Source organism: Alcaligenes faecalis (assembly GCF_005311025.1).
Lineage (GTDB): Bacteria > Pseudomonadota > Gammaproteobacteria > Burkholderiales > Burkholderiaceae_B > Alcaligenes > Alcaligenes phenolicus.
Genome location: NZ_CP031747.1, coordinates 591,415 through 608,901 on the forward strand (window position 1 = coordinate 591,415; position 17,487 = coordinate 608,901).

Here is a 17,487-nt window from a genome sequence, read left to right on the forward strand (position 1 = left end):
CGCGCCATGTCTAAAACTCCGGAATTGCTGACCGCCAGTCAGCGTGCCGCGCAGTTGCGCATGAACGCTGAGTTGAGCTCAACACTAAGAGATACCAGTCCCGTGTCCTCAAAAAAATCGAATTACGAAGACATCGCCAAACGTTCCCTGATGGGCACGCCGCCACCGCTGAACGCCATGGGTGCGATGACGCCCATGGATGTGGTCGATGGCAGTATTTCAAATTTGGCAGTCACTGATATTGATCGGTACGAATTTGACCCGCGTACCGAAATAAACCCACTCTATGACGAGATCAAGGCGTCGATTCGGGCCAACGGCATCCTGAACCATATCAGCGTTACCAGGCGTCCTGGTCAGCTGCGTTATATGGTCTACGGTGGCGGGAATACACGGCTGCGTATTGCGAAAGAGCTGTACGAAGAGGGTGACCAACGCTTTGCGCGGCTGACGGTCATCGTCAAGGTCTGGAAAGGGGACGCGCCGACCATTGCGGCGCACCTGGCTGAAAACGAGCAGCGTGGCGAGATTTCGTTCTGGGAGAAAGCTCAGGGCGTGCTGTCGTTTAAGGAGCATTTCGAGAAAGAATCGGGCAAATCGCTTTCAACCACGGAACTGAACAGGGAGTTGCGCCAGGCCAGCGGCCTGAATTTCGGCATGAGCATGCTGCAAAACTTCCTTTTTGCGGTTGAGTATCTGACCCCGATCGGGCGCTGGCTACAAACACGCGATGTGAACCTGCTATTGAAACCGCAGATCTCGCAGTGGCTAAAACTAGCTGACAAGTTTAGCCAGCAAGCAGTCGCTGAAACAGCGCTACAGACAATCCTGCACAAGTACGCCGCTGTGATGAGCCAACAATCTGTCACGGCAGATCAAAGTGCTCAGCAGGTTTTAGACGTCTCGCAGTTGCTTGATGAGGTCAACGCAGCCATCGCTGACACCTTGGGTGTAGCCCCTGAGAAACTGCTGGCCATGGCCCAGGCTCTAGAGGCGAACCCGCGCCTGGAGGTTGAGACCCTGAGGCTGATCGAAGCCACTCCTACGGCGCCAGTGGCCTCCAAGCCGTTAGCAATTCAACCACCTACTCAGCCTCCACTCGGTCGAATGTTGGCCAGTGTGCCTACGCCTAAGAGTAAGCCCGACAGTTCTGGCGGTGCCTTTTTGCCAGCTTCCCCATCGGTCTCCCAGAACGTGGTCTTGAGCGGAGAGGGGGAGGGTGAGGGGTTCGATCCACAGCCGATATTTACGGTGTTAGGCGAGTTTCAGAGCCTGATCGACATGTCGGATGTGCTTTTTAAAAGCGATCAGCCCTACCACATCTTTGGCTTTTACCTGGACTTTCCTTCACAAGGTATTGGGTATGTTGATGGGATTGAGCTGGAACCAGAATTGGTCATTTACCGCAGAGCCCTGTGGAAAATCCTAGTCAGTCTTACCGGTCAGCTTGATCGTCGATTTACGCAGCTCATCCCATACGAAGCCGATGGCTTCACCATTGCGTGGAAACAGCTTTGGGAGCAGGGCGAGGAGCAGTTTCAGGAAGGAGCGCAGGAGTTACTGGGCGAGGCATTTGACCATGTCTCGCTCCAAACCGTGAGCCTGGTACTGCGACATGAGCAATTGGGGCCGTTGGTCACACGTCTGCTCTCAGAAATGGAACGGGTTCGGATCCGTTACCCAGAGCGTCAACTGGACGGGTTTGTGCCCTTGTTCATGCCGGATGTGACGGAGGAGATTTCATGAACAAAATTCCCATTCAATGTCCTGTTCTACGGCGCATGTTGCTGGCCCACATTATTGAGCAAATCGATGGCGGGCACATGGACTCTCTACTGCGTGCGGGCTACTCACCCGAGTTTCTCGATGATTTGCGTTACCGAACCACTCGGGACATCACGAATCTGGCCAACTCACCGCAGGAAATGTGGTTCTCACTGTCTGAACAGCTCATCAGCAAGGGGCTACATCTGCTCGATATGCGGCGTGAGCACGCCAAGTTACGCGAATATTTTGTGATTCATGGCGCTTCGCGTCGGATGGTGTGTACGTATTTCAAGCTGTCCCACGAGGAGTATCGGGACTTGCGCGCACAGCTCAGACCGGGAGGGGAGCCTGGCGGTCGTACAGCCCTGCCTCCAGTCGTTGTACGTGATGCCATCCATCGAGCGTGGTTCGATATTCAGCAATCGATGTCTGAGCAACCCTGCCGAGACCGAATCTACGCCTTACACCAACAGTTTCCTGAGCTGCGAATCAGTGTCCTCCAACAAACCATTGTCGAGTTTGCTGAAGATGATGAGCTTGGTTTGGAAATAAAGCCGACGACACCACCACTGCAAGGATAAAGCCACATGGATGAAATTATGACTATGCCAATTACTTCTACAACTGCGCCGCATCCGTCGACTCTGCCTCCGTCAGAGCGTGCTTGTGATGGCCAGACACAGGGTGGGTGGACCTTGCCGTCCTCTCATGCCGATGGCTCCCAGAACAATAAAGACGCGCCAAAGGAAGACTTTTTAGCGCAAGCGGCGCTGTTGAATTTGATGGGGCAAACGCCAATCAGCTTCCATCGCCTATATGTCGATATCACAGGCAATGTCATCACGGGATTATGGCTTTCGTCTGTGCTGGAGCGTGTTGCTCAAGCCAAACCCGAGGAGTTTCAGGATGATGATTATGTTTTTCGCCTATCAGCGACTCAATGTCATCAGGTCACCGGGATTACTGCCTCTCAGCAGCGGACATGCCGACGAGATTTGATCGCATTGGGCATGTTAAGTGAACAGTCGGGGCCAGGCCGTGTACCGGAATACCGCTTGCATCTGAATGTTGTCGCGGATGCCATTCTCCAAGCATCCGCTTCATTAGCTAACTCGCTCGAAGAGGTTCATCAACAACAAGGCTCATCGTCGTCACAACCCGTTCTTTCCAAGCGCTACGGATGAGATGGCTATGGGTGCCGCATTAAACACCGATACAACGACGGCGTCTCTAATTGATGAGGCTATGCAGTTGCTCACCAGCCAAGGGTTTGTGCAGTACTACCCAAACCTGGCTCAAACGCTGGGCAATTTCAAAGCTGCTTTGTTTTTGGGGCACGCGCTCTATTGGGCTCGGCATACTGCCGTTCACTATAAAAATCGTGATGGCTGGTTCTTTCTGACGGCAAAACAGTGTACGCAAGCAACGGGATTAAGTACCCGAGAGCAGGAGAGCGCTCGTCTCTTACTTGTTCAACATTCGCTGATTCAGGAAAAGCTGGCTGGTGGACCGGCCAAGCTCCATTACCGTATCAACCTTGATCGTCTCGCTTCTTGCCTGGGGATATCGGTTGTTGATCAGAAAGCAAGCTGGGCGCAGCTCGCACCATTGCTGAAGCGCTACGTGAGCTTCTACCGGCCCTTGGCGGATATTGCAGGCAATGTGGCCTCTGGCTTGTACCTATCGTATCTGCTGATTCAGCAACGTCATGTTCTCACTTACAGCCGAAGCATCGAGGGTGAATTTACGCTGTCTCAACAGGCGATTCGTAGCGCCCTCTGCTTGACCAGCAAAACACAACGCAATGCCCGTGATCGCCTGAAACAGATGGGTTTACTCCGGGAAGCCGGCAATCGCATACGCATTAACTTGTTGGCCTTATGCCCTTTGTTGCACGGTCAGGAGCAGTACCCGCTCAAGTCTGAGTCTACCGATCAGCCCCCCATTGCTGATGCACCGAAACTGACATCGGTATCCAAACCTGTCCCTGTGAATGGGCATAAGCCTGCGCCATCACGATCAAGCAAATTATTTGGAGTTGGCACACAGTCACAACGGCCGCTGTTTGATTTGGATAGTGCTGGCGCAGCACGGGCGAACGCAACCGTCCAGCACGCGCTGCGTGACCCTGCCAGTATGAATCCTGGACGTCTCTTTGCTCAGACCCCAGTGAGTCCCAAGGCAGCTTGTGGACAACTCACAAAAACAAGCGACCTCACAACTTGCCCAGTTGCCCAAAACGCGAAACTTGATTCCCAAACCGCAAAACTAACTTGCCCAAACCGCGAAACTAAGCTGCCCAAACCGCGAAACAACAATACAACAATATCTCTTCAAACAACTACAAGACCCGCCGTCACCACGGCGTCTGCAGGGGATAAGTCCAAGGCACTGGCCGAGATAGCGGATTGTCGTCGTGATGATTTGAATTTTCAAAACGACGAGGTTGATGTCACTTTACCCAGCGTGCTTGGCAAGCAATGGCATGAGGCTGTGCGCAAGGTGCTATCCATTGCCAAGCCAGAGCATCGTCAGAGTTTGCTTGATGAGTTGGAAGGCCAGTTGCGCAATCCAGGCAAGCACATCGCAAATCCTCCTGGCTACTTGCATTCGCTGCGTGTCGGCTTGGAATCCGGTCGTGTGCAACTGGCATATGCGCAAAGCATTGCAAGCCAGCGTGAACACAATCGACATGCTCAAGATGCCGTCCAAGAGCACATCAAGGCTCTCAATACAAACCTGACGACAACTCTGCCTCCAATGACGAAAGAGGAGGCCTTTGCTCAGTTGCGCCAGCAGGTGCAGGCCATGAGGAAGCTGCCATGACCGCCAGACTCATCCGTACCCCATTCGGTAGGACATTTTGTCTTAATCCCCAACAGGTGGGAGGTAAGACATTCTGTCTCAATCCCCACCGGGTGGGAGGTAAGACGTTTTGTCTCAATGCCCAACGGTTGGGAGGTAGCCCGTTTCGGGTCACCTCCCACCGGGTGGGGAGTAGCCCGTTTGGGGCCACCGCCCAACGGTTGGGAAGTAGCCCGATTGGGGCTACTCAAGAGAACAGACTTAGGAGACCGTATTAATGACTAACGAACAATTGTTTATTCATCTTCTGCATAGGCTACAGAAATACAGCGATGCCCTGGTTCTTCATGTACTGCTACAAGACCACGGAGATGAGCGTCGAGTCCGGACGTCCGCTACCAAGATGGCTTTGGACTCATTGCGAGGTCAGATTAACCGCCGTCAAGTTCAACGTGCCTTCGAGCGGTTGGAATCCATGGGGCTTATTAACGTGATGCCTCAGCCCAATTACCGCACCTTGGTCACAGTCAACAGTGACGCCTTGTTGGAATTTCTCAATCAAGACCCTTTGAGCGGCATGTTGCCTGGGTTCCGTGCCAATACGTTCCCGTTTCTGGATGCTGTCAACGCAACACCGCTGGCAGATTTCAAGGGGTCAACGATCTGATGATGTCCGTCACCACCCATTCATTTTTCTCTTCTCAGTGATTACCTATGCCTACTTCGACTGATAAGCAGCCACGACTCAAGTCCAGCGACAAGCCCGCTACCATTCCCGCACCCAAGTCTCTTATTGAGTTCTCTACGGAGGAGAACTCCCCCTTCACCGATGGGTATTCGATTACCGGCGAAGAAGCCTTGCTGGCCTCGTATATGGCGGGCCCGATGAGTGAAGATGATCCGCTTTATGAGCGGTATATCGAATTGGAAGATCGTAGAGATCAATTGGCTCGTATGCAGGCCAAATTCCATACGCGCAAGGGTTCTGATCCTGACGTCAAACCAGCTGAGTTCTTCGCTATGGATGACCTGGGCTCTCTGGTCGATTCAGAAGACGATCTGATGACCCTGCATACCAAGGAGGCATTTAGGCTGTTTATGGGGCGTGTGCGTGAGCCTGGCTCAGATGTGGCCCCTATCGTAGGTGGTCGCCGTGTTGCCAGTTCGTTGCGCAGCTTATGGCTATTGACGGGCAATGACAATCCCTATGCCGATTGGTCTTTGCTGCGTCATGAGCAATCCATGGAAGAAGTGAATGAGCGGCTGCAAGAGGAGATCAAGGCTGCCGAGACTTTGCTGTCAAGCCAGCAGCAACGTGGGTTGAGTTATTCCGTGTTGAAGTCTGCTCAACCGCAGTCTTTGCAGCTGGGATTCCGATCCCCCTACGGATACAGCATCAGCCGCTTGATTGTTGATTATGACTACTTCATCCGTTTGCAGAAAACACTGGGTCGCAAGACGCTCTTAAGCGATCAGCAAATGCGCCGCTCGATCACAGAAATGACTCGCTTTATCCGTCGCGTATTCAATGAGGTCGCCAGGTTTTCACGTTGGCTCATGCAGCCAGACATCAATGCACTGTCCCGACTGGACTTCATTACGGAGCATGCTTCAGAAGAGGGCAAGCGGCGGGTGGAATTCGTGCGCGAAGTATTCGGCATGGTGCCTGCCGATGTGTTCACCGCCAAGCTGCAACCACGTCACTCTCGACGCCGGTACACATTAACTGAGAAGGAAAGGAGCCTGTTGCAGTCAGTAGGTGTGCAACTGGCTGAAGCTGAAGCACAGCGCGAAGCCGACGAGTTTCAGGATGCCAATTCGGGTTTGGTGTGAAGAAAGGGATTTGTGAGAAAAGGGCGAAAGGATGACAAAGCGAACTCGAAGTCTACGTGTCAATGTGGTTGAGTGGGCAAGGAAGACCTTGGAGAACGAAACGTGTCAGAGCGTGATTGACACAAAGCCCTTTACGGGTAGGGGCACCGCCCAGTCGTTGCGCCACCATCTTATGCAAGTTGACCAGGTTGAAGCAGACATGGTCGCTCTCTGTGCTGCCACAAAGAAAGTGGCTGGCTATTCCATGTATCTGGCCGAGCACCGTCGTAAAGCGGACGGCTATATGGCGCTGCGTTGGCGAGAGATTGGCACAAGAAAGCATCTGTCATGGGAAGAGGCGCACTCAAGATATGCGGTCCTACCGACCGTGCTGCGGCAGTGGTACGAACAGGCCAATGCTCAGGCACAAGAATTCAATTCGCAACATCTCAAATTGCGCGGACTCGTACGTGAGCTGAAGTTACTGAGTCAGCAACGCAAAGTTCCCACTTTTGCTAGGCCAATTCCGAGTCGAAGTGGGGCGTGATCCAGTTAATGCAGGGCAATCCGACCATATGGTCAAGTCGTTTGTTTTTCACCGAAAGGAGTTGATATGCAGAACTTGTTTATTGGTAAGGGCAACCCGGGCGACTCACCCACCTTGAAACGTATTCCTCGTAAGAACAATTCGGGCGAAGAGTTTAGTGTGTGCAGTATGCGTGTGTACTTTGGGCGTTACGGGGTGGACCAGGCCACCGGCGAAGTTGGGCAGATTGGGGGCTTCTGGCGCGAGGTTGAGATCTACGGCAGCAAGGCCGAGGCGTGCGCACAGTTTTTGCGCAAGGGAGCTCGCGTGCTGGTCATTGGTGAGGAGCGGGATTTCTTTGCCAAAGATGAGACCACGAATGCCGAGGTACAGGTGATCAAGATCGTCGCTGAGGATGTGGCCCTGCAGCTCACACGCATTGAATCGATCACCTACAAGCAAGCAAACCGGCCTGCGGCAGCTCGTGATCAAGATGTGCCGTCGGATGAGGATGTTCCAGCGTAATTAACAAGATAGGGGGCAATGTTCATAGATATGGAGGTGTTATGAAAGTAAGGTGCTGCCGTTGAATATTGTCCCAATCTCGCTTAAGGCCCCTGAGTTACTTATTCAAGCTGTTTTTGATGGGCGCAGGCTTGGGCTACAACTGTTCAATATTTCAGGAATGGCCGCCCGGTTGTCTAAAGCTGGGGCATGGTGGTGTCCTGGACGGCGGATGTGGGTATTGGAGCAGGGCAGTGCTGACCATGCCTTAGCTTGGTTGCAGGCGCACTATCTGCGTGAGCATGTTGATTTTGACGGGGCTGCTGTGCTATTAAAGGCGGCTATAAGGGCCCCCGAGCCTGATTACTTTACCCAACTGCTCGACGTCCAAATTTTTGAGCTGGCCAGAGGCGAGCTCAACCATGGCCAACATGCCGTCAGCTTTTCTTACGATGGGCTGTGCGTGCGTGCCATGCGTGCGCTACAGGGGAGATTTCATAAGCCCGCTGCGGCGTGGCAAGTACGCGGTGAAGTGGCGCACATCCAGCACGTGCTCCGTGACCTGGCAGGCGTGGCGCCTGAGTATACGTTCGTGCATGAGCAGCCCGTCGTACTCGAAGAACTGGTTTCATCAAGCGCGGATGAATCGCCCATCCAGGTACCTGCTGCGACTCCTGAGCAAGGGGAAAGCGGCCCCGCCCAAGATGTGGATGGAGCGGGTTTTTTGTCTGCCGACCTGGAGCAAAGCAACGCGGTCGACATCGATGAAGCAGTGCTGGCTGCGATCGCTGTGGGCGCAGGTTTACGGGAGTATCAAGTCGATGGCGTCCGTCACCTAGCAGGTCAGACAGGAGCGTGCTTGGGCGACGATATGGGCTTGGGTAAGACACGGCAGACTGTTGTAGGTGCTCGTCTAGCTGCGGGGCAGGGTAGAGTGCTTATAGTCTGTCCCGCCTCTTTGCGTATCAACTGGGAACGCGAGATCCACGCAGTGTATCCCGATGCTGTAGTCGGCTTTGCCGGGGATGATCGGATCTCAACCTTGTACGGTTGTCAGTGGGTCATTGCGAATTACGAACGATTGGGTGGCCTGGTGCGCGAGGTCGAGCTTGAGTTTGGGGCCATGGCTATTGATGAAGCGCATTATCTTAAGGAGCATAAATCCGGGCGTACGCGCAATGCTTTTGTGATGGCCACGCGTATTCCGAAACGCTATGTGGTAACCGGTACACCTCTTCTGAATCGTGAAATTGAGCTGCACACGCTCTTGCGACTTACCGGCCACCCGCTTGGCCGTATGGAACTGAAAGAGTTCCGCAAAGAGTTCACCGGCTCCCGTGATCGTCGAGCGGCCTTAGCCCGCGCCTTGGGCGGGTGGATGCTACGCAGGCGTAAGGATGTACTCGACCTGGGCGCCAAGACCCATTCAGTCCGTTACATCTCGCCTAGTGAAGGCCTGGCGGCCTATAAGGAGATCTACGATGATATGAGCCTGATGGCCATGCCCAAAATCACTAAGCTGCGCCTGAACATTGATTGGTAAATAAAAAACAATAAAAATCAATCAGCTAAATGTATTTTTCAGCCTATTTTTCAATTGTACCCACCAGTGTACTCACCATTTGGGTTGGGGCTTTAGCTGTCAGGCCTGTTTTTAGCACAGATAGGCTCACTTGCATGGTGCTATTTTTAGCTCTATATTTGTAGCTGATTTAACGGGAGGTACCTATGGACACCATTTACGCAGATTATTCGGTCAGCATGTCCGAGTTCAAAAAGAACCCCGCTCAGGTCCTGCGCACGGCGGGTGAGAAGCCCGTGGCGGTACTCAACCACAACCGCCCGGCGTTCTACATGATCACCCCCAAGCTCTTCGAAGCGCTGGTCGAGGAGCTGTCCGATCGTGACTTGGCGGAACTGGCCCGTCAGCGCCTGGCGAACAAGGGCGCAGCGGTCGAGGTGGACATTGACAGTCTCTGATGCCTCCCCGGCACCGGCGCGTTACCGTCTCAAGTTCTTGCCCGAGGCACTGGCCGAGTGGAACGCGCTGGACGGCAGTGTCAAGGCAGTCCTTAAAAAGTTGCTGTTGAAACGCCTGGAACAGCCACGTCCGCCAGGCGCTGAACTGCGCGGTGACTTGCGCGATTGCTACAAGATCAAGCTGCTCAAACAGGGGTACCGGTTGGTTTATCTGGTTGAGGATGACGTTCTGGTCGTCCTCGTGTTGGCGGTGTCCAAGCGCGAAGACATGGAGGTCTACCGGGCATCAGTTGATCGCTTGCTTTCGGGCTAGCAGAGGCACGGCCTGCTTACCTGCTCATACGTTCGCCAGGGAGTCGAAGCCTTCCGTGATTTCTGAGAACAGGTTCCGCTTTTGCATCGCCTTCATTTAGTTCAAGGATCCTATCTCATGGGCGCGTTGAATGAGGAGCTCGATAATTTCTGTCTTGCTCATGCGTTCTCTTTCGGCGAGTTGGTCGAGCTGTATCCTGGCGGCATCAGAGAGAGAGAGGTTAGTTTGTCGCTTGCCTCGGCGGTTGGCGTAGGTTTGCTTGGCCTTGAATCTCTTCTTGATTTGCTCAAGGTGATGAAGCTTTTCCTCTTGGCTGAAAGGTGTGCCATCTAGAAATTCCAGAATTTCTACAAACCGCGAGAACTTTATGGCTTGAACGGCTACTGACCTGTGATGTTCCTGGTACCACATCCAAGCGATCTCACATTTCTGCTTTTCTTTCCCCGCGCTTGCGTACCAAGAGAGGGCTTTGTCTTGAAGTTGCTGCTCGACCCAGGCTTCTTTCAGCCGTTCCAAGACATCTAATTTTCTGCTCTTCTCGGCATTTGAAAAATCAAACCAGGAGACTAGGCATTCCCTTGGTGTTAGGGCGTCAGGACATACCAAGGTGCCTCCATATTTGTTCTGCGCCGTTTGTAGTAGCCAGCCCGGTTGCCGTCCACGTTTATCGATCCAGTCGAATACATGCTCTGGAAGGAGAGAGTGGTATCGCTGATTATTTACTATGGCAACAAGGTCATTTCTCTTTATGTAATCAGCTATTTGAGTGCGCGTATCGCGTGTATCAAAACTGGCAGGGTGAAAGTGGGCCCCTACCGATTGAAGATACATCCATAGCCAAATGGTTTCGCGACGCCCTAGGACCCAGGGGAAAAACAAACCTTGCAGCTCATCGTTGATCGTGACGGCCATATCTAATTTCACGGATATCGATAGTTATATCAATTATAAACTAGACCGCAACTAGCCACGCGCTATGGCCGTTCTGCATTGCAACTATACTGGGAACTATATTGGTACTACATAGACAAAATTGTCACTCTTACGTACGAATAACGGGTGAGAAGGTCATCGTAGTCCGCAATGTATGTGCACACAAGGTCGGCCTACTGTAGCTGGTCGAGCTCTCAGCGTAGTCATCCCAGATCAGCAGAGCAACTGCTGCTCGATAACATCAGAGCTTTATTTAGCGTATAGGATGCCAGTCCGTCAGCCGCGTGGTGGCCAAGCAATGGACTTTCGGACCTCTGTCTCATCGAGATATTGTTGGTTTAGTAATAGAGCTGGATGTGACTTGGGAGAACAGGCATCCAGAATGCCTGTAAAGCGATGACGAGTGATTGATATAAAAAAATATAGAACAACCATTACCTATGACAAAAACGCCATAGGTAATGAGAATGAAATCGCAGCGCTATAACCCTGAATACCAAGCAATCAACTTTAATACGATTCTTAAAGCCTTAGAGGCTCATCCGAGGCTTCTAGTTGTTCGCTGTGATCTGCGGTTTCCTGAATTGGAAACGCTATCGACAGACTCACGTGTTATCACACGATTTTTCGCATCGCTGAAAGCCAAGATCAATGCGGATCTGAAACGAAAAGAGAAGGCATGGCGTAGGAGGCTGTCATGTTTCCTGAATTACGTTTGGGTTCGGGAGTATGGCGATGTGAATGGGAAAAAACACTATCACGTTTTGTTGTTTTTCAATAAAGACGTATATCACTCGTTAGGAGATTATCTGGCTGAAGAAGGAAATTTATCCGCCATGATTAGACAGGCCTGGCTCAGTGCTACGCGTTTGAAACATCCAGATTTTTATTCACTGGTTCAGTTCGGACGAAAATTTTATCTTGACAGAAATAGCGCTGATATTAGCTCCCAAATTCAAGACGTTGTGAGGAGCGCAGGTTATTTAGCGAAAAATCACACAAAGCGTTATGGGGATGGCGAACGGTCAATCGGGAGCAGTTTGTAGTTTTTTATCGCAGCAGGTCATGTTGTGGAAGAGATGTCGGTCGCCTTGATCGACATCGGCTTCTGCCTTCACGACAGGAGAACAACATGACTGAGAAAATTGTCTTTTCGGCCGCTTCTCAAAACGGCAGCACATTCCCTTTGATCGACGATCAGTTCGTGGATATGTCCTTCATGACGAAGTACACAGGCCTGACCGACAATGGTTCTACAAGCTCATTCAAGAGGGGAAGTTCCCCAAGCCGGTGAAGTTCGGACGCAGCTCCCGGTGGTTGAAGAGTGAGTTGGAAGCATGGATACAGGAGCGTATCCATGCTTCTAGAGCTGCGTGAACGATACGTTTCCTTCCCGCAAAGGGATGGCAGTCGTCTTTATGGGGGTTTTGAGCCCACGCAATCTTTCCAGCGCTGACGTAAGTGTTCGTTCTCGGACTTGAGCCGTTGGAAATGCAGGTAATGTTGGTAGCCGTAATGCACGATCACCGCGAAGCCGACGGTGGCAAGTAGATTCTTGATCATTGTTTCGCTCCTTATTGTTGCTGCAGTAATGGGGCGCCTGATACCTCCTCGTCACGCAGGCTCTGCTTCCGCTTCCGCAGCAATCCTTTCCAGCTTTGCGTTCAACGACGGCTTTTGTATGGGCTTGGAGTCTTCTACCGGTCGGCCTGAATAGAACTCCTCCATCACATCCAGCGCCTCATCTGGATCATCCTCGAACGCGCCATTGCCAAATCCAGCGCGAGCAACGGCATCCAAGGCCTGCTGGTCGTAAGCAAGGGCTTGGCGTTGCGCATAGGTCTGTTGCGCGTGGGTGAGCGCTTCGTCCAGCGTCATTCCTTCTCGTACGGTCAGATCAACGTAGTAGATTGGCGTGCCACGCGACTGCGCGGTACTCTTTCCCCGTAGACGTAATTCCAGTGGCAGGCAGGCCAGGAGATCGCCAGAAATAGCTTTGAAGTAATGCAGACGTGCCGCCAAGGTACGGATGCTGTTGTAGCCAGTGGTGCGAAAGATGAAGGTGCCCAGTTCATCGTCGTCACCTAACTTCACATTGAGACGTCCGTAAGGCTTGCAGGCACCGCCTTTGGCCATGTCGCAGCCATCGGTGCCGGGGCATGGCAGGGTTTGGATGCCAGTCGTGGTAACTCGTCGGCATGTTTCTCCGTTCCCGACACACATCGGGCGTCCATTACTGCGGTCAAACAGTGAATACTCTGCTCGCAGGTTCAGATCCGGGTCACTGAAAAGCAGGGTCACGGGAATCGAGCGTAGCTTTCCGTTGGGGCTGTTCTTTCGCAAGGTTTCGTCCAAGGGGTGCAGAATCCAGCCGTCTTTGGTTTGTACCTGGCTGGTGATGGTGAACTGGTCGTCCTTTTCGGGAAGGCGTTTGCCGTTGCGTTCCACGACGCGACCGATAGAAATCCGACCCAGTACGGGTGGCGTGATGGATAGTCCTTTGATCATGGTGATCTCCAAAAACGAATGCCCGCTGATCAAGCAACGGGCATGTGCAAATGGATAACGAGGATGCGAAAAAGATGGCGGGCGTTTATATGGCACCTTGCTCAGCCAGTGACACGCACCCTTCAGTCGCTACAACGATGTGATCGAGCACCTTTACATCGACCAGTGCCAAGGCGTCTCTCAGCGTCTTGGTGAGGGCGACGTCAGCAATGCTTGGAGTGGGATCGCCTGACGGATGGTTATGAGCCATGATGAGCGCGGCTGCGTTGTGCTGCAAAGCCAGTTTGACGACTTCCCGCGGGTAAACGCTGGCCGTACTGATAGTGCCCCGGAACAACTCATGAAACCCGATGATCCTGAACCTGGAATCGAGCAGAAGTACCGCGAAGACTTCATGCTGATAGTCGTGCATGAGCTCGCGAACGTGGTCTTTGACGACGTGTGGTGCCGTCAACGACCGGCCTTTGCTTAACCGTTTGCGAGAGAGCTGTTTGGCCATCGTCAGTATGTCGTCTTCCGTGACAAGGGCAGACTCCATGAGGTAGCTGCCCGGCTCTGAGCTTGCTTTCAGTTTGTGATACCGCATGCTGTGTCCTTCACAACGAAAAGGCCGCCTCGAAGGACGGACAGATGAAGATAATGGGATGGGGTGTAGATAGTTTGCTTCTGCGCCAATGCGTCATGCGTGGATCAGAAAACGACGACTTCCAGCGCGGGTGAAGCTGTATTGCGCCAAGAGTTCCGGCGAATCGGCCAGAAGGCGCTTGGTGTCCAAGGCAGTACTGTCCTTACTGCGCTTCCAGCTGACTGAGCCAGTTTCAAACGTGGCGTGACTGGCATTACCCATGGCCTGCTGGATCTTCTGTTTGTACCGTTCCTCCAGCTTCTTGTATTTATCCAACTGGAAACGCGCATCCTGGAGGTCAGTGAAGAGTGCAGACATTTGACTGTCCTGGCTGAAATCCAGGCGGTCCCCGTTATCGCGAGGATAGAGGCATTGCAACGCAGTGGCCGCTGAATCTGAACCATCGACAGGGGGCGGCGTGTCGCTGGTTACGTAATGCCAAAACCGCTCTTGAAGCATCATGAGCTTAGCGATCAGATCGTCATCACGCTGAATTCGGTGGACTTGTAGCTGTTGTCCGCAAATCAATACGGCGACATCTGCTGCGTGTTTGCCCGTCACGGCTAACTGATGCTGCACCTGCAGTTGAACGTACTCGGGAACGCCATCCTTCCAGAGACGTGCGCCGAATTCCCCGGCTGTCTTGCACTCCAGAATCTGCACATCGCCCGCAGCGATCACTTCACGGTCAATATTGGCAAGCATCCAAGGCCGCTCGGGATGCTGTAGCACCGCATTAACCTTACGTACCCGGCGACCGGTCTGCTTGGTGTAGGACGCGGCGACGATGGGTTCCAGCAACGTACCCCAATAGACGGGAGACGTCGTATCGTCGGGATCGGGTTGGGGTAGATCAGCATCCCGACCTGTTTTCTCCATCCAGAGCTGTAGCTGGCTCTTGTAGGGGTCCAGGCCGACGGCGGCGGCAGCGTCCGAACTGCCGATGCCATGTTTGCGCACTTCCAGCCATTCATCGCGGGAGAGCGTATTGGTTTTGACCAGACGTAGAGCAGGACGAAGCTGCGGCTGAATTTGAACAGCGGTATTCATGAGTGAACTCCATAAAAAGCATAAGGCCCGGCAGCTGGAGAGCGCCGGGCCTTATGCCGTGATCGTGAAAAGGGTATGTTTCATGCCAGCATCGCAAGCGTGCGATCCAGCGCTTTTTGTTTCAAGGCTGCGCCTTGGCCGAACCACGCAGAATCCAGTTGGTAGTCGGTATTGCGCGCGCGTCGCTCATGGTCAACGAACTCCGTCACGGAATTGAGCAGACCGAGCGCTGTTCCTTTGGAAGAGCCCAGCTCTGCACCCCGACCCCGACCGTTATAGATCTCCAGGGCTTTGGACATGGCGCGTTCATTAGGCTGTGCAGCGGCATCTTGACGTGGATCGGTAAACAGGTGCCGGAAGAACGCTTCCGCTTCGGAGTTCTTGACCGGGCGCTCACTGAGCATCTTCATGCGGTACATGAACGTGTCCCAACTGGATACCGAGATGCCTAATTGACGCTTGACGGCCTCTGCATCGAAGGTGGTGCTGTGAGGCACCTTCACGGCGCTACGACTGTCATCGATAGCGACCGCCAAAGTGTTGTTGCAGACGACCCGCACGGCGGTGAACTGAGCGGTGGTTGCCAAGGTGCCGTCACACGCCGTGGCAAGCAGCACATACGCGTTAGTAACATCGGTCGCCTGAATCGTGGCCGAATGGCCTGTACGTGCCAATGCCCAGACCTTCTTGCCGCCCTTCAGGACACCGGCCGTTTCCAGCTGAAAGCCGGAGACTTCCGTCAGATCGCGATAGAACTCGAGAATCTGACGAGGCTGCACGACCTGATAGCGCTGACTGACAACAGACAAAGGGGCATGGGTGTCGGAGCGGTACAGAACCTTGCTCTGTGGGAAGGTGATGAGGCGGCTTTGCGTCTCGTCCACCACATCGGTGAACTGCACGGGCCCTTCTTTGATCTCCCAGTCCATGCCCGCTTGTTTTTGCCAGACTTCAATGGGTTGGTTGGCAGAGAGTTGATTGCCCAAGCCATGCCAGGGTGTTTGGCCGACATAGGCCATTTGCTCGACGAGATGAGCCATTAGGGGCCTCCAGAAGAATGGTTATGGCGTGGGAAAGGAATGACCGCAGCGCAGGCACAGGTGGTTATTCAGCACAGTTTCATCGATGACTTGGCCAAGTGCCGCGCCGGTGGCGCAGCCCATGGCTCCACCGGCCAGAGCGCCGAGCACGGCCGCGGTGACGCTGTTCAGGGGGGAAGTCGGAGCAGTTGCCTTCAAGCCGAGGGCAGCACCGGCGGCGGCACCCTTGGCAGCGCCAGAGAACGAACTGGCGATACCGAAGCACGTACCGAAGGCGCCACTGAGCTTCTTGGCGCGATTCTTAGTCTGGGTTTGGGGAGAGGCGCAGCGCGGGCAGAAGATGATGCCTCGAGTGGGATGCGGAGCCTGCTGTTCACCCGGAGGCGGGGTAGCGAAGGATTCAGACATTGGAACTCCTTGACGAAGAGGAAGAGGGCATAAGCAGACAGCAATCGCTGTCTGCGTTCATCAAGGTGATATGTGAGTGAAAAAATCTGCGATCCCAGTCAGGCCATCTCTCGAGCGGTAGTGTGCTCGCTGAGTCAGGCTTTACCCAGGGGACGCCACAACCATCGCGGCCAAAAACCGGTGGTTATAAAAATAGGATCATGTGAGTATCAAAAAAATACGATAGACGTCTGCTGATATGGCCAATATACTGTCGTCGATATTTACGTAGTAATACCTGGACCCATTTAGTCACAATGTCTTTAGAAAAGCTTGCAGACCTCACCCAGCCACAACGTGACCGACTCGCGTTTGTGGAGTTGCGCGTGCGCTTTATGGGGGAAATACGTCGTCAGGACGTGGTTCTGCGATTTGGGATTCAGTCTGCTGCTGCCTCCCGAGATCTGGCGCTGTACCGGGACTTGGCGCCTGGCAACCTTGATTACGACCCCAGAGGTAAGTCCTATGTGTTGGGTTCGGAATTCCGACCGATATTTAACTCTCCGCCCGAACGTGTGCTGTCGTGTCTTACGAAGGGATTCGGTGATGGCGAGCCGACGAGACTCAAGGCGTGGGTGGCGAGCGAAAGCCAGTCACGGCTCACTCAACCAGATCTGGATGTTTTGGCAAGCTTGACCCGGGCTATTCACCAAGAGTGTTCGGTCGGCATCGTTTACCACTCCATCTCCAGTGGTCGCACCGAGCGGCAGCTCGTTCCGTTCGCGCTGATCGACAACGGGCTGCGTTGGCACGTCCGTGCCTTTGACCGGAAGTCGCAGGAGTTCCGGGATTTCGTCATCACCCGGATCAAGAACCCTGTCGTGCTCAAGGGCCAGCCTGTGGCGCCCCATGAGATGAGCGATCAGGACATTCAGTGGACCCGAATCGTCGAGCTGGAGCTGGTGCCTCACCCTGATCAGCCCCGGCCGGAGATCACCGAGATGGATTACGGCATGCAAGGTGGTGTGCTGCGGATAAAGCTGCGCGCTGCCACTGCCGGGTACTTCCTGCGCAAATGGAGTGTGGACTGCTCGCCTGACCATAGCTTGCGCGGGCACGAGTACCGCCTGTGGCTGAAGGAACACCTGGCCATCTACGGTGTGCGCAGTGCCGTGCAGGCGCCGGGCTACCGGTCGCCCGACCAAAACGAGGGAGGGCAATAACGTGGCATACGACC

The 17,487-nt window shown here is 53.7% G+C and carries 21 protein-coding genes; 14 read left to right on the forward strand and 7 right to left on the reverse strand.

Going from position 1 to position 17,487, the window contains the following annotated elements; translation table 11 throughout:
* Nucleotides 1-6 precede the first annotated feature (6 nt).
* The 10 genes from D0C27_RS02770 (at nt 7) to D0C27_RS02820 (ending at nt 9,707) form a co-directional block, all read left to right on the forward strand.
* On the forward strand, nt 7-1,746 hold the full coding sequence (locus tag D0C27_RS02770; protein WP_137430345.1) for a ParB family protein: 1,740 nt from the start codon (nt 7-9) through the stop codon (nt 1,744-1,746).
* The gene (locus tag D0C27_RS02775) at nt 1,743-2,348 is read left to right on the forward strand and encodes an STY4526/YPO1902 family pathogenicity island replication protein (protein WP_137430346.1); all 606 of its coding nucleotides are present in this window, start codon (nt 1,743-1,745) and stop codon (nt 2,346-2,348) included. The genes D0C27_RS02770 and D0C27_RS02775 overlap by 4 nt, the downstream gene beginning before the upstream one ends.
* 6 nt (nt 2,349-2,354) lie before the next feature.
* A complete protein-coding gene (locus D0C27_RS02780; protein ID WP_137430347.1) occupies nt 2,355-2,951 on the forward strand; it encodes a hypothetical protein in 597 nt (198 codons plus the stop codon).
* Between the two features lie 7 nt (nt 2,952-2,958).
* Entirely contained in the window at nt 2,959-4,593 is a 1,635-nt protein-coding gene (locus D0C27_RS19450; protein WP_240688293.1) for a hypothetical protein, read from the forward strand.
* A 256-nt stretch (nt 4,594-4,849) separates the two neighbouring features.
* The gene (locus D0C27_RS02790; protein WP_137430348.1) at nt 4,850-5,239 is read left to right on the forward strand and encodes a hypothetical protein; all 390 of its coding nucleotides are present in this window, start codon (nt 4,850-4,852) and stop codon (nt 5,237-5,239) included.
* A 47-nt stretch (nt 5,240-5,286) separates the two neighbouring features.
* Nucleotides 5,287-6,405 (forward strand): PFL_4669 family integrating conjugative element protein, encoded by a 1,119-nt coding sequence (locus tag D0C27_RS02795; protein WP_137430349.1) that lies wholly within the window; start codon nt 5,287-5,289, stop codon nt 6,403-6,405.
* 592 nt (nt 6,406-6,997) lie between these two features.
* The gene (locus D0C27_RS02805) at nt 6,998-7,435 is read left to right on the forward strand and encodes a single-stranded DNA-binding protein (RefSeq protein WP_137430351.1); all 438 of its coding nucleotides are present in this window, start codon (nt 6,998-7,000) and stop codon (nt 7,433-7,435) included.
* Nucleotides 7,436-7,646: 211 nt separating this feature from the next.
* The gene (locus D0C27_RS02810; protein WP_240688294.1) at nt 7,647-8,957 is read left to right on the forward strand and encodes an SNF2-related protein; all 1,311 of its coding nucleotides are present in this window, start codon (nt 7,647-7,649) and stop codon (nt 8,955-8,957) included.
* A 185-nt stretch (nt 8,958-9,142) separates the two neighbouring features.
* Complete coding sequence (locus tag D0C27_RS02815) at nt 9,143-9,394, forward strand: type II toxin-antitoxin system prevent-host-death family antitoxin (RefSeq protein WP_137430352.1); 252 nt, start codon at nt 9,143-9,145, stop codon at nt 9,392-9,394.
* On the forward strand, nt 9,381-9,707 hold the full coding sequence (locus tag D0C27_RS02820) for a type II toxin-antitoxin system RelE family toxin (RefSeq protein ID WP_137430353.1): 327 nt from the start codon (nt 9,381-9,383) through the stop codon (nt 9,705-9,707). Before D0C27_RS02815 ends, D0C27_RS02820 begins: the two co-directional genes overlap by 14 nt.
* Before the next feature lie 96 nt (nt 9,708-9,803).
* On the opposite strand, the gene D0C27_RS02825 is transcribed toward D0C27_RS02820, so the two are convergent.
* Nucleotides 9,804-10,619, reverse strand: coding sequence for a CopG family transcriptional regulator (locus D0C27_RS02825; protein WP_137430354.1), 816 nt, complete (start codon nt 10,617-10,619; stop codon nt 9,804-9,806).
* Nucleotides 10,620-11,107: 488 nt separating this feature from the next.
* Between D0C27_RS02825 and D0C27_RS02830 the strand changes: the two genes are divergently transcribed.
* The 3 genes from D0C27_RS02830 to D0C27_RS19595 all read left to right on the forward strand — a co-directional run bounded on the left by D0C27_RS02830 (nt 11,108) and on the right by D0C27_RS19595 (nt 12,017).
* Nucleotides 11,108-11,686 carry an inovirus Gp2 family protein gene (locus tag D0C27_RS02830; protein ID WP_137430355.1) on the forward strand — a complete coding sequence of 193 codons (579 nt, stop codon included), beginning with the start codon at nt 11,108-11,110 and terminating at the stop codon, nt 11,684-11,686.
* An 86-nt stretch (nt 11,687-11,772) separates the two neighbouring features.
* Nucleotides 11,773-11,934, forward strand: coding sequence for a hypothetical protein (locus D0C27_RS19455; RefSeq protein ID WP_240688295.1), 162 nt, complete (start codon nt 11,773-11,775; stop codon nt 11,932-11,934).
* Nucleotides 11,931-12,017, forward strand: a complete 87-nt coding sequence (locus tag D0C27_RS19595) for a hypothetical protein (protein WP_276607172.1) — start codon at nt 11,931-11,933, stop codon at nt 12,015-12,017. Before D0C27_RS19455 ends, D0C27_RS19595 begins: the two co-directional genes overlap by 4 nt.
* Before the next feature lie 39 nt (nt 12,018-12,056).
* Here the strand turns inward: D0C27_RS19595 and D0C27_RS19240 are convergent, their stop codons facing one another.
* The 6 genes from D0C27_RS19240 to D0C27_RS02860 form a co-directional block, all read right to left on the reverse strand.
* Nucleotides 12,057-12,203, reverse strand: a complete 147-nt coding sequence (locus tag D0C27_RS19240) for a hypothetical protein (protein WP_170978534.1) — start codon at nt 12,201-12,203, stop codon at nt 12,057-12,059.
* 51 nt (nt 12,204-12,254) lie between these two features.
* Nucleotides 12,255-13,148: a hydrolase or metal-binding protein gene (locus D0C27_RS02840; protein WP_137430356.1), complete on the reverse strand. Its 894-nt coding sequence runs from the start codon at nt 13,146-13,148 to the stop codon at nt 12,255-12,257.
* An 85-nt stretch (nt 13,149-13,233) separates the two neighbouring features.
* Nucleotides 13,234-13,734, reverse strand: coding sequence for a RadC family protein (gene radC, locus D0C27_RS02845; protein ID WP_137430357.1), 501 nt, complete (start codon nt 13,732-13,734; stop codon nt 13,234-13,236).
* A 93-nt stretch (nt 13,735-13,827) separates the two neighbouring features.
* The gene (locus tag D0C27_RS02850) at nt 13,828-14,823 is read right to left on the reverse strand and encodes a YqaJ viral recombinase family protein (RefSeq protein ID WP_137430358.1); all 996 of its coding nucleotides are present in this window, start codon (nt 14,821-14,823) and stop codon (nt 13,828-13,830) included.
* Between the two features lie 80 nt (nt 14,824-14,903).
* The gene (locus tag D0C27_RS02855; protein WP_137430359.1) at nt 14,904-15,863 is read right to left on the reverse strand and encodes a DUF932 domain-containing protein; all 960 of its coding nucleotides are present in this window, start codon (nt 15,861-15,863) and stop codon (nt 14,904-14,906) included.
* A gap of 21 nt (nt 15,864-15,884) precedes the next feature.
* Nucleotides 15,885-16,271: a hypothetical protein gene (locus tag D0C27_RS02860; protein ID WP_137430360.1), complete on the reverse strand. Its 387-nt coding sequence runs from the start codon at nt 16,269-16,271 to the stop codon at nt 15,885-15,887.
* A gap of 296 nt (nt 16,272-16,567) precedes the next feature.
* Between D0C27_RS02860 and D0C27_RS02865 the strand changes: the two genes are divergently transcribed.
* Entirely contained in the window at nt 16,568-17,473 is a 906-nt protein-coding gene (locus D0C27_RS02865) for a WYL domain-containing protein (RefSeq protein WP_137430361.1), read from the forward strand.
* Nucleotides 17,474-17,487 lie beyond the last annotated feature (14 nt).

Excerpts from the sequence above, each read along its gene's own strand:
- D0C27_RS02795 (WP_137430349.1), top strand. The coding sequence starts at position 5,287 with ATGCCTACTTCGACTGATAAGCAGCCACGACTCAAGTCCAGCGACAAG.
- D0C27_RS02790 (WP_137430348.1), top strand. The coding sequence starts at position 4,850 with ATGACTAACGAACAATTGTTTATTCATCTTCTGCATAGGCTACAGAAA.
- D0C27_RS02860 (WP_137430360.1), bottom strand. The coding sequence starts at position 16,271 with ATGTCTGAATCCTTCGCTACCCCGCCTCCGGGTGAACAGCAGGCTCCG.
- D0C27_RS19455 (WP_240688295.1), top strand. The coding sequence starts at position 11,773 with ATGACTGAGAAAATTGTCTTTTCGGCCGCTTCTCAAAACGGCAGCACA.
- D0C27_RS02815 (WP_137430352.1), top strand. The coding sequence starts at position 9,143 with ATGGACACCATTTACGCAGATTATTCGGTCAGCATGTCCGAGTTCAAA.
- D0C27_RS19450 (WP_240688293.1), top strand. The coding sequence starts at position 2,959 with ATGGGTGCCGCATTAAACACCGATACAACGACGGCGTCTCTAATTGAT.
- D0C27_RS02865 (WP_137430361.1), top strand. The coding sequence starts at position 16,568 with ATGTCTTTAGAAAAGCTTGCAGACCTCACCCAGCCACAACGTGACCGA.
- D0C27_RS02775 (WP_137430346.1), top strand. The coding sequence starts at position 1,743 with ATGAACAAAATTCCCATTCAATGTCCTGTTCTACGGCGCATGTTGCTG.
- D0C27_RS02825 (WP_137430354.1), bottom strand. The coding sequence starts at position 10,619 with ATGGCCGTCACGATCAACGATGAGCTGCAAGGTTTGTTTTTCCCCTGG.
- D0C27_RS19240 (WP_170978534.1), bottom strand. The coding sequence starts at position 12,203 with ATGATCAAGAATCTACTTGCCACCGTCGGCTTCGCGGTGATCGTGCAT.
- D0C27_RS02850 (WP_137430358.1), bottom strand. The coding sequence starts at position 14,823 with ATGAATACCGCTGTTCAAATTCAGCCGCAGCTTCGTCCTGCTCTACGT.
- D0C27_RS02770 (WP_137430345.1), top strand. The coding sequence starts at position 7 with ATGTCTAAAACTCCGGAATTGCTGACCGCCAGTCAGCGTGCCGCGCAG.
- D0C27_RS02830 (WP_137430355.1), top strand. The coding sequence starts at position 11,108 with ATGAAATCGCAGCGCTATAACCCTGAATACCAAGCAATCAACTTTAAT.
- D0C27_RS02805 (WP_137430351.1), top strand. The coding sequence starts at position 6,998 with ATGCAGAACTTGTTTATTGGTAAGGGCAACCCGGGCGACTCACCCACC.
- radC (WP_137430357.1), bottom strand. The coding sequence starts at position 13,734 with ATGCGGTATCACAAACTGAAAGCAAGCTCAGAGCCGGGCAGCTACCTC.
- D0C27_RS02855 (WP_137430359.1), bottom strand. The coding sequence starts at position 15,863 with ATGGCTCATCTCGTCGAGCAAATGGCCTATGTCGGCCAAACACCCTGG.
- D0C27_RS02840 (WP_137430356.1), bottom strand. The coding sequence starts at position 13,148 with ATGATCAAAGGACTATCCATCACGCCACCCGTACTGGGTCGGATTTCT.
- D0C27_RS02780 (WP_137430347.1), top strand. The coding sequence starts at position 2,355 with ATGGATGAAATTATGACTATGCCAATTACTTCTACAACTGCGCCGCAT.
- D0C27_RS02810 (WP_240688294.1), top strand. The coding sequence starts at position 7,647 with ATGTGGGTATTGGAGCAGGGCAGTGCTGACCATGCCTTAGCTTGGTTG.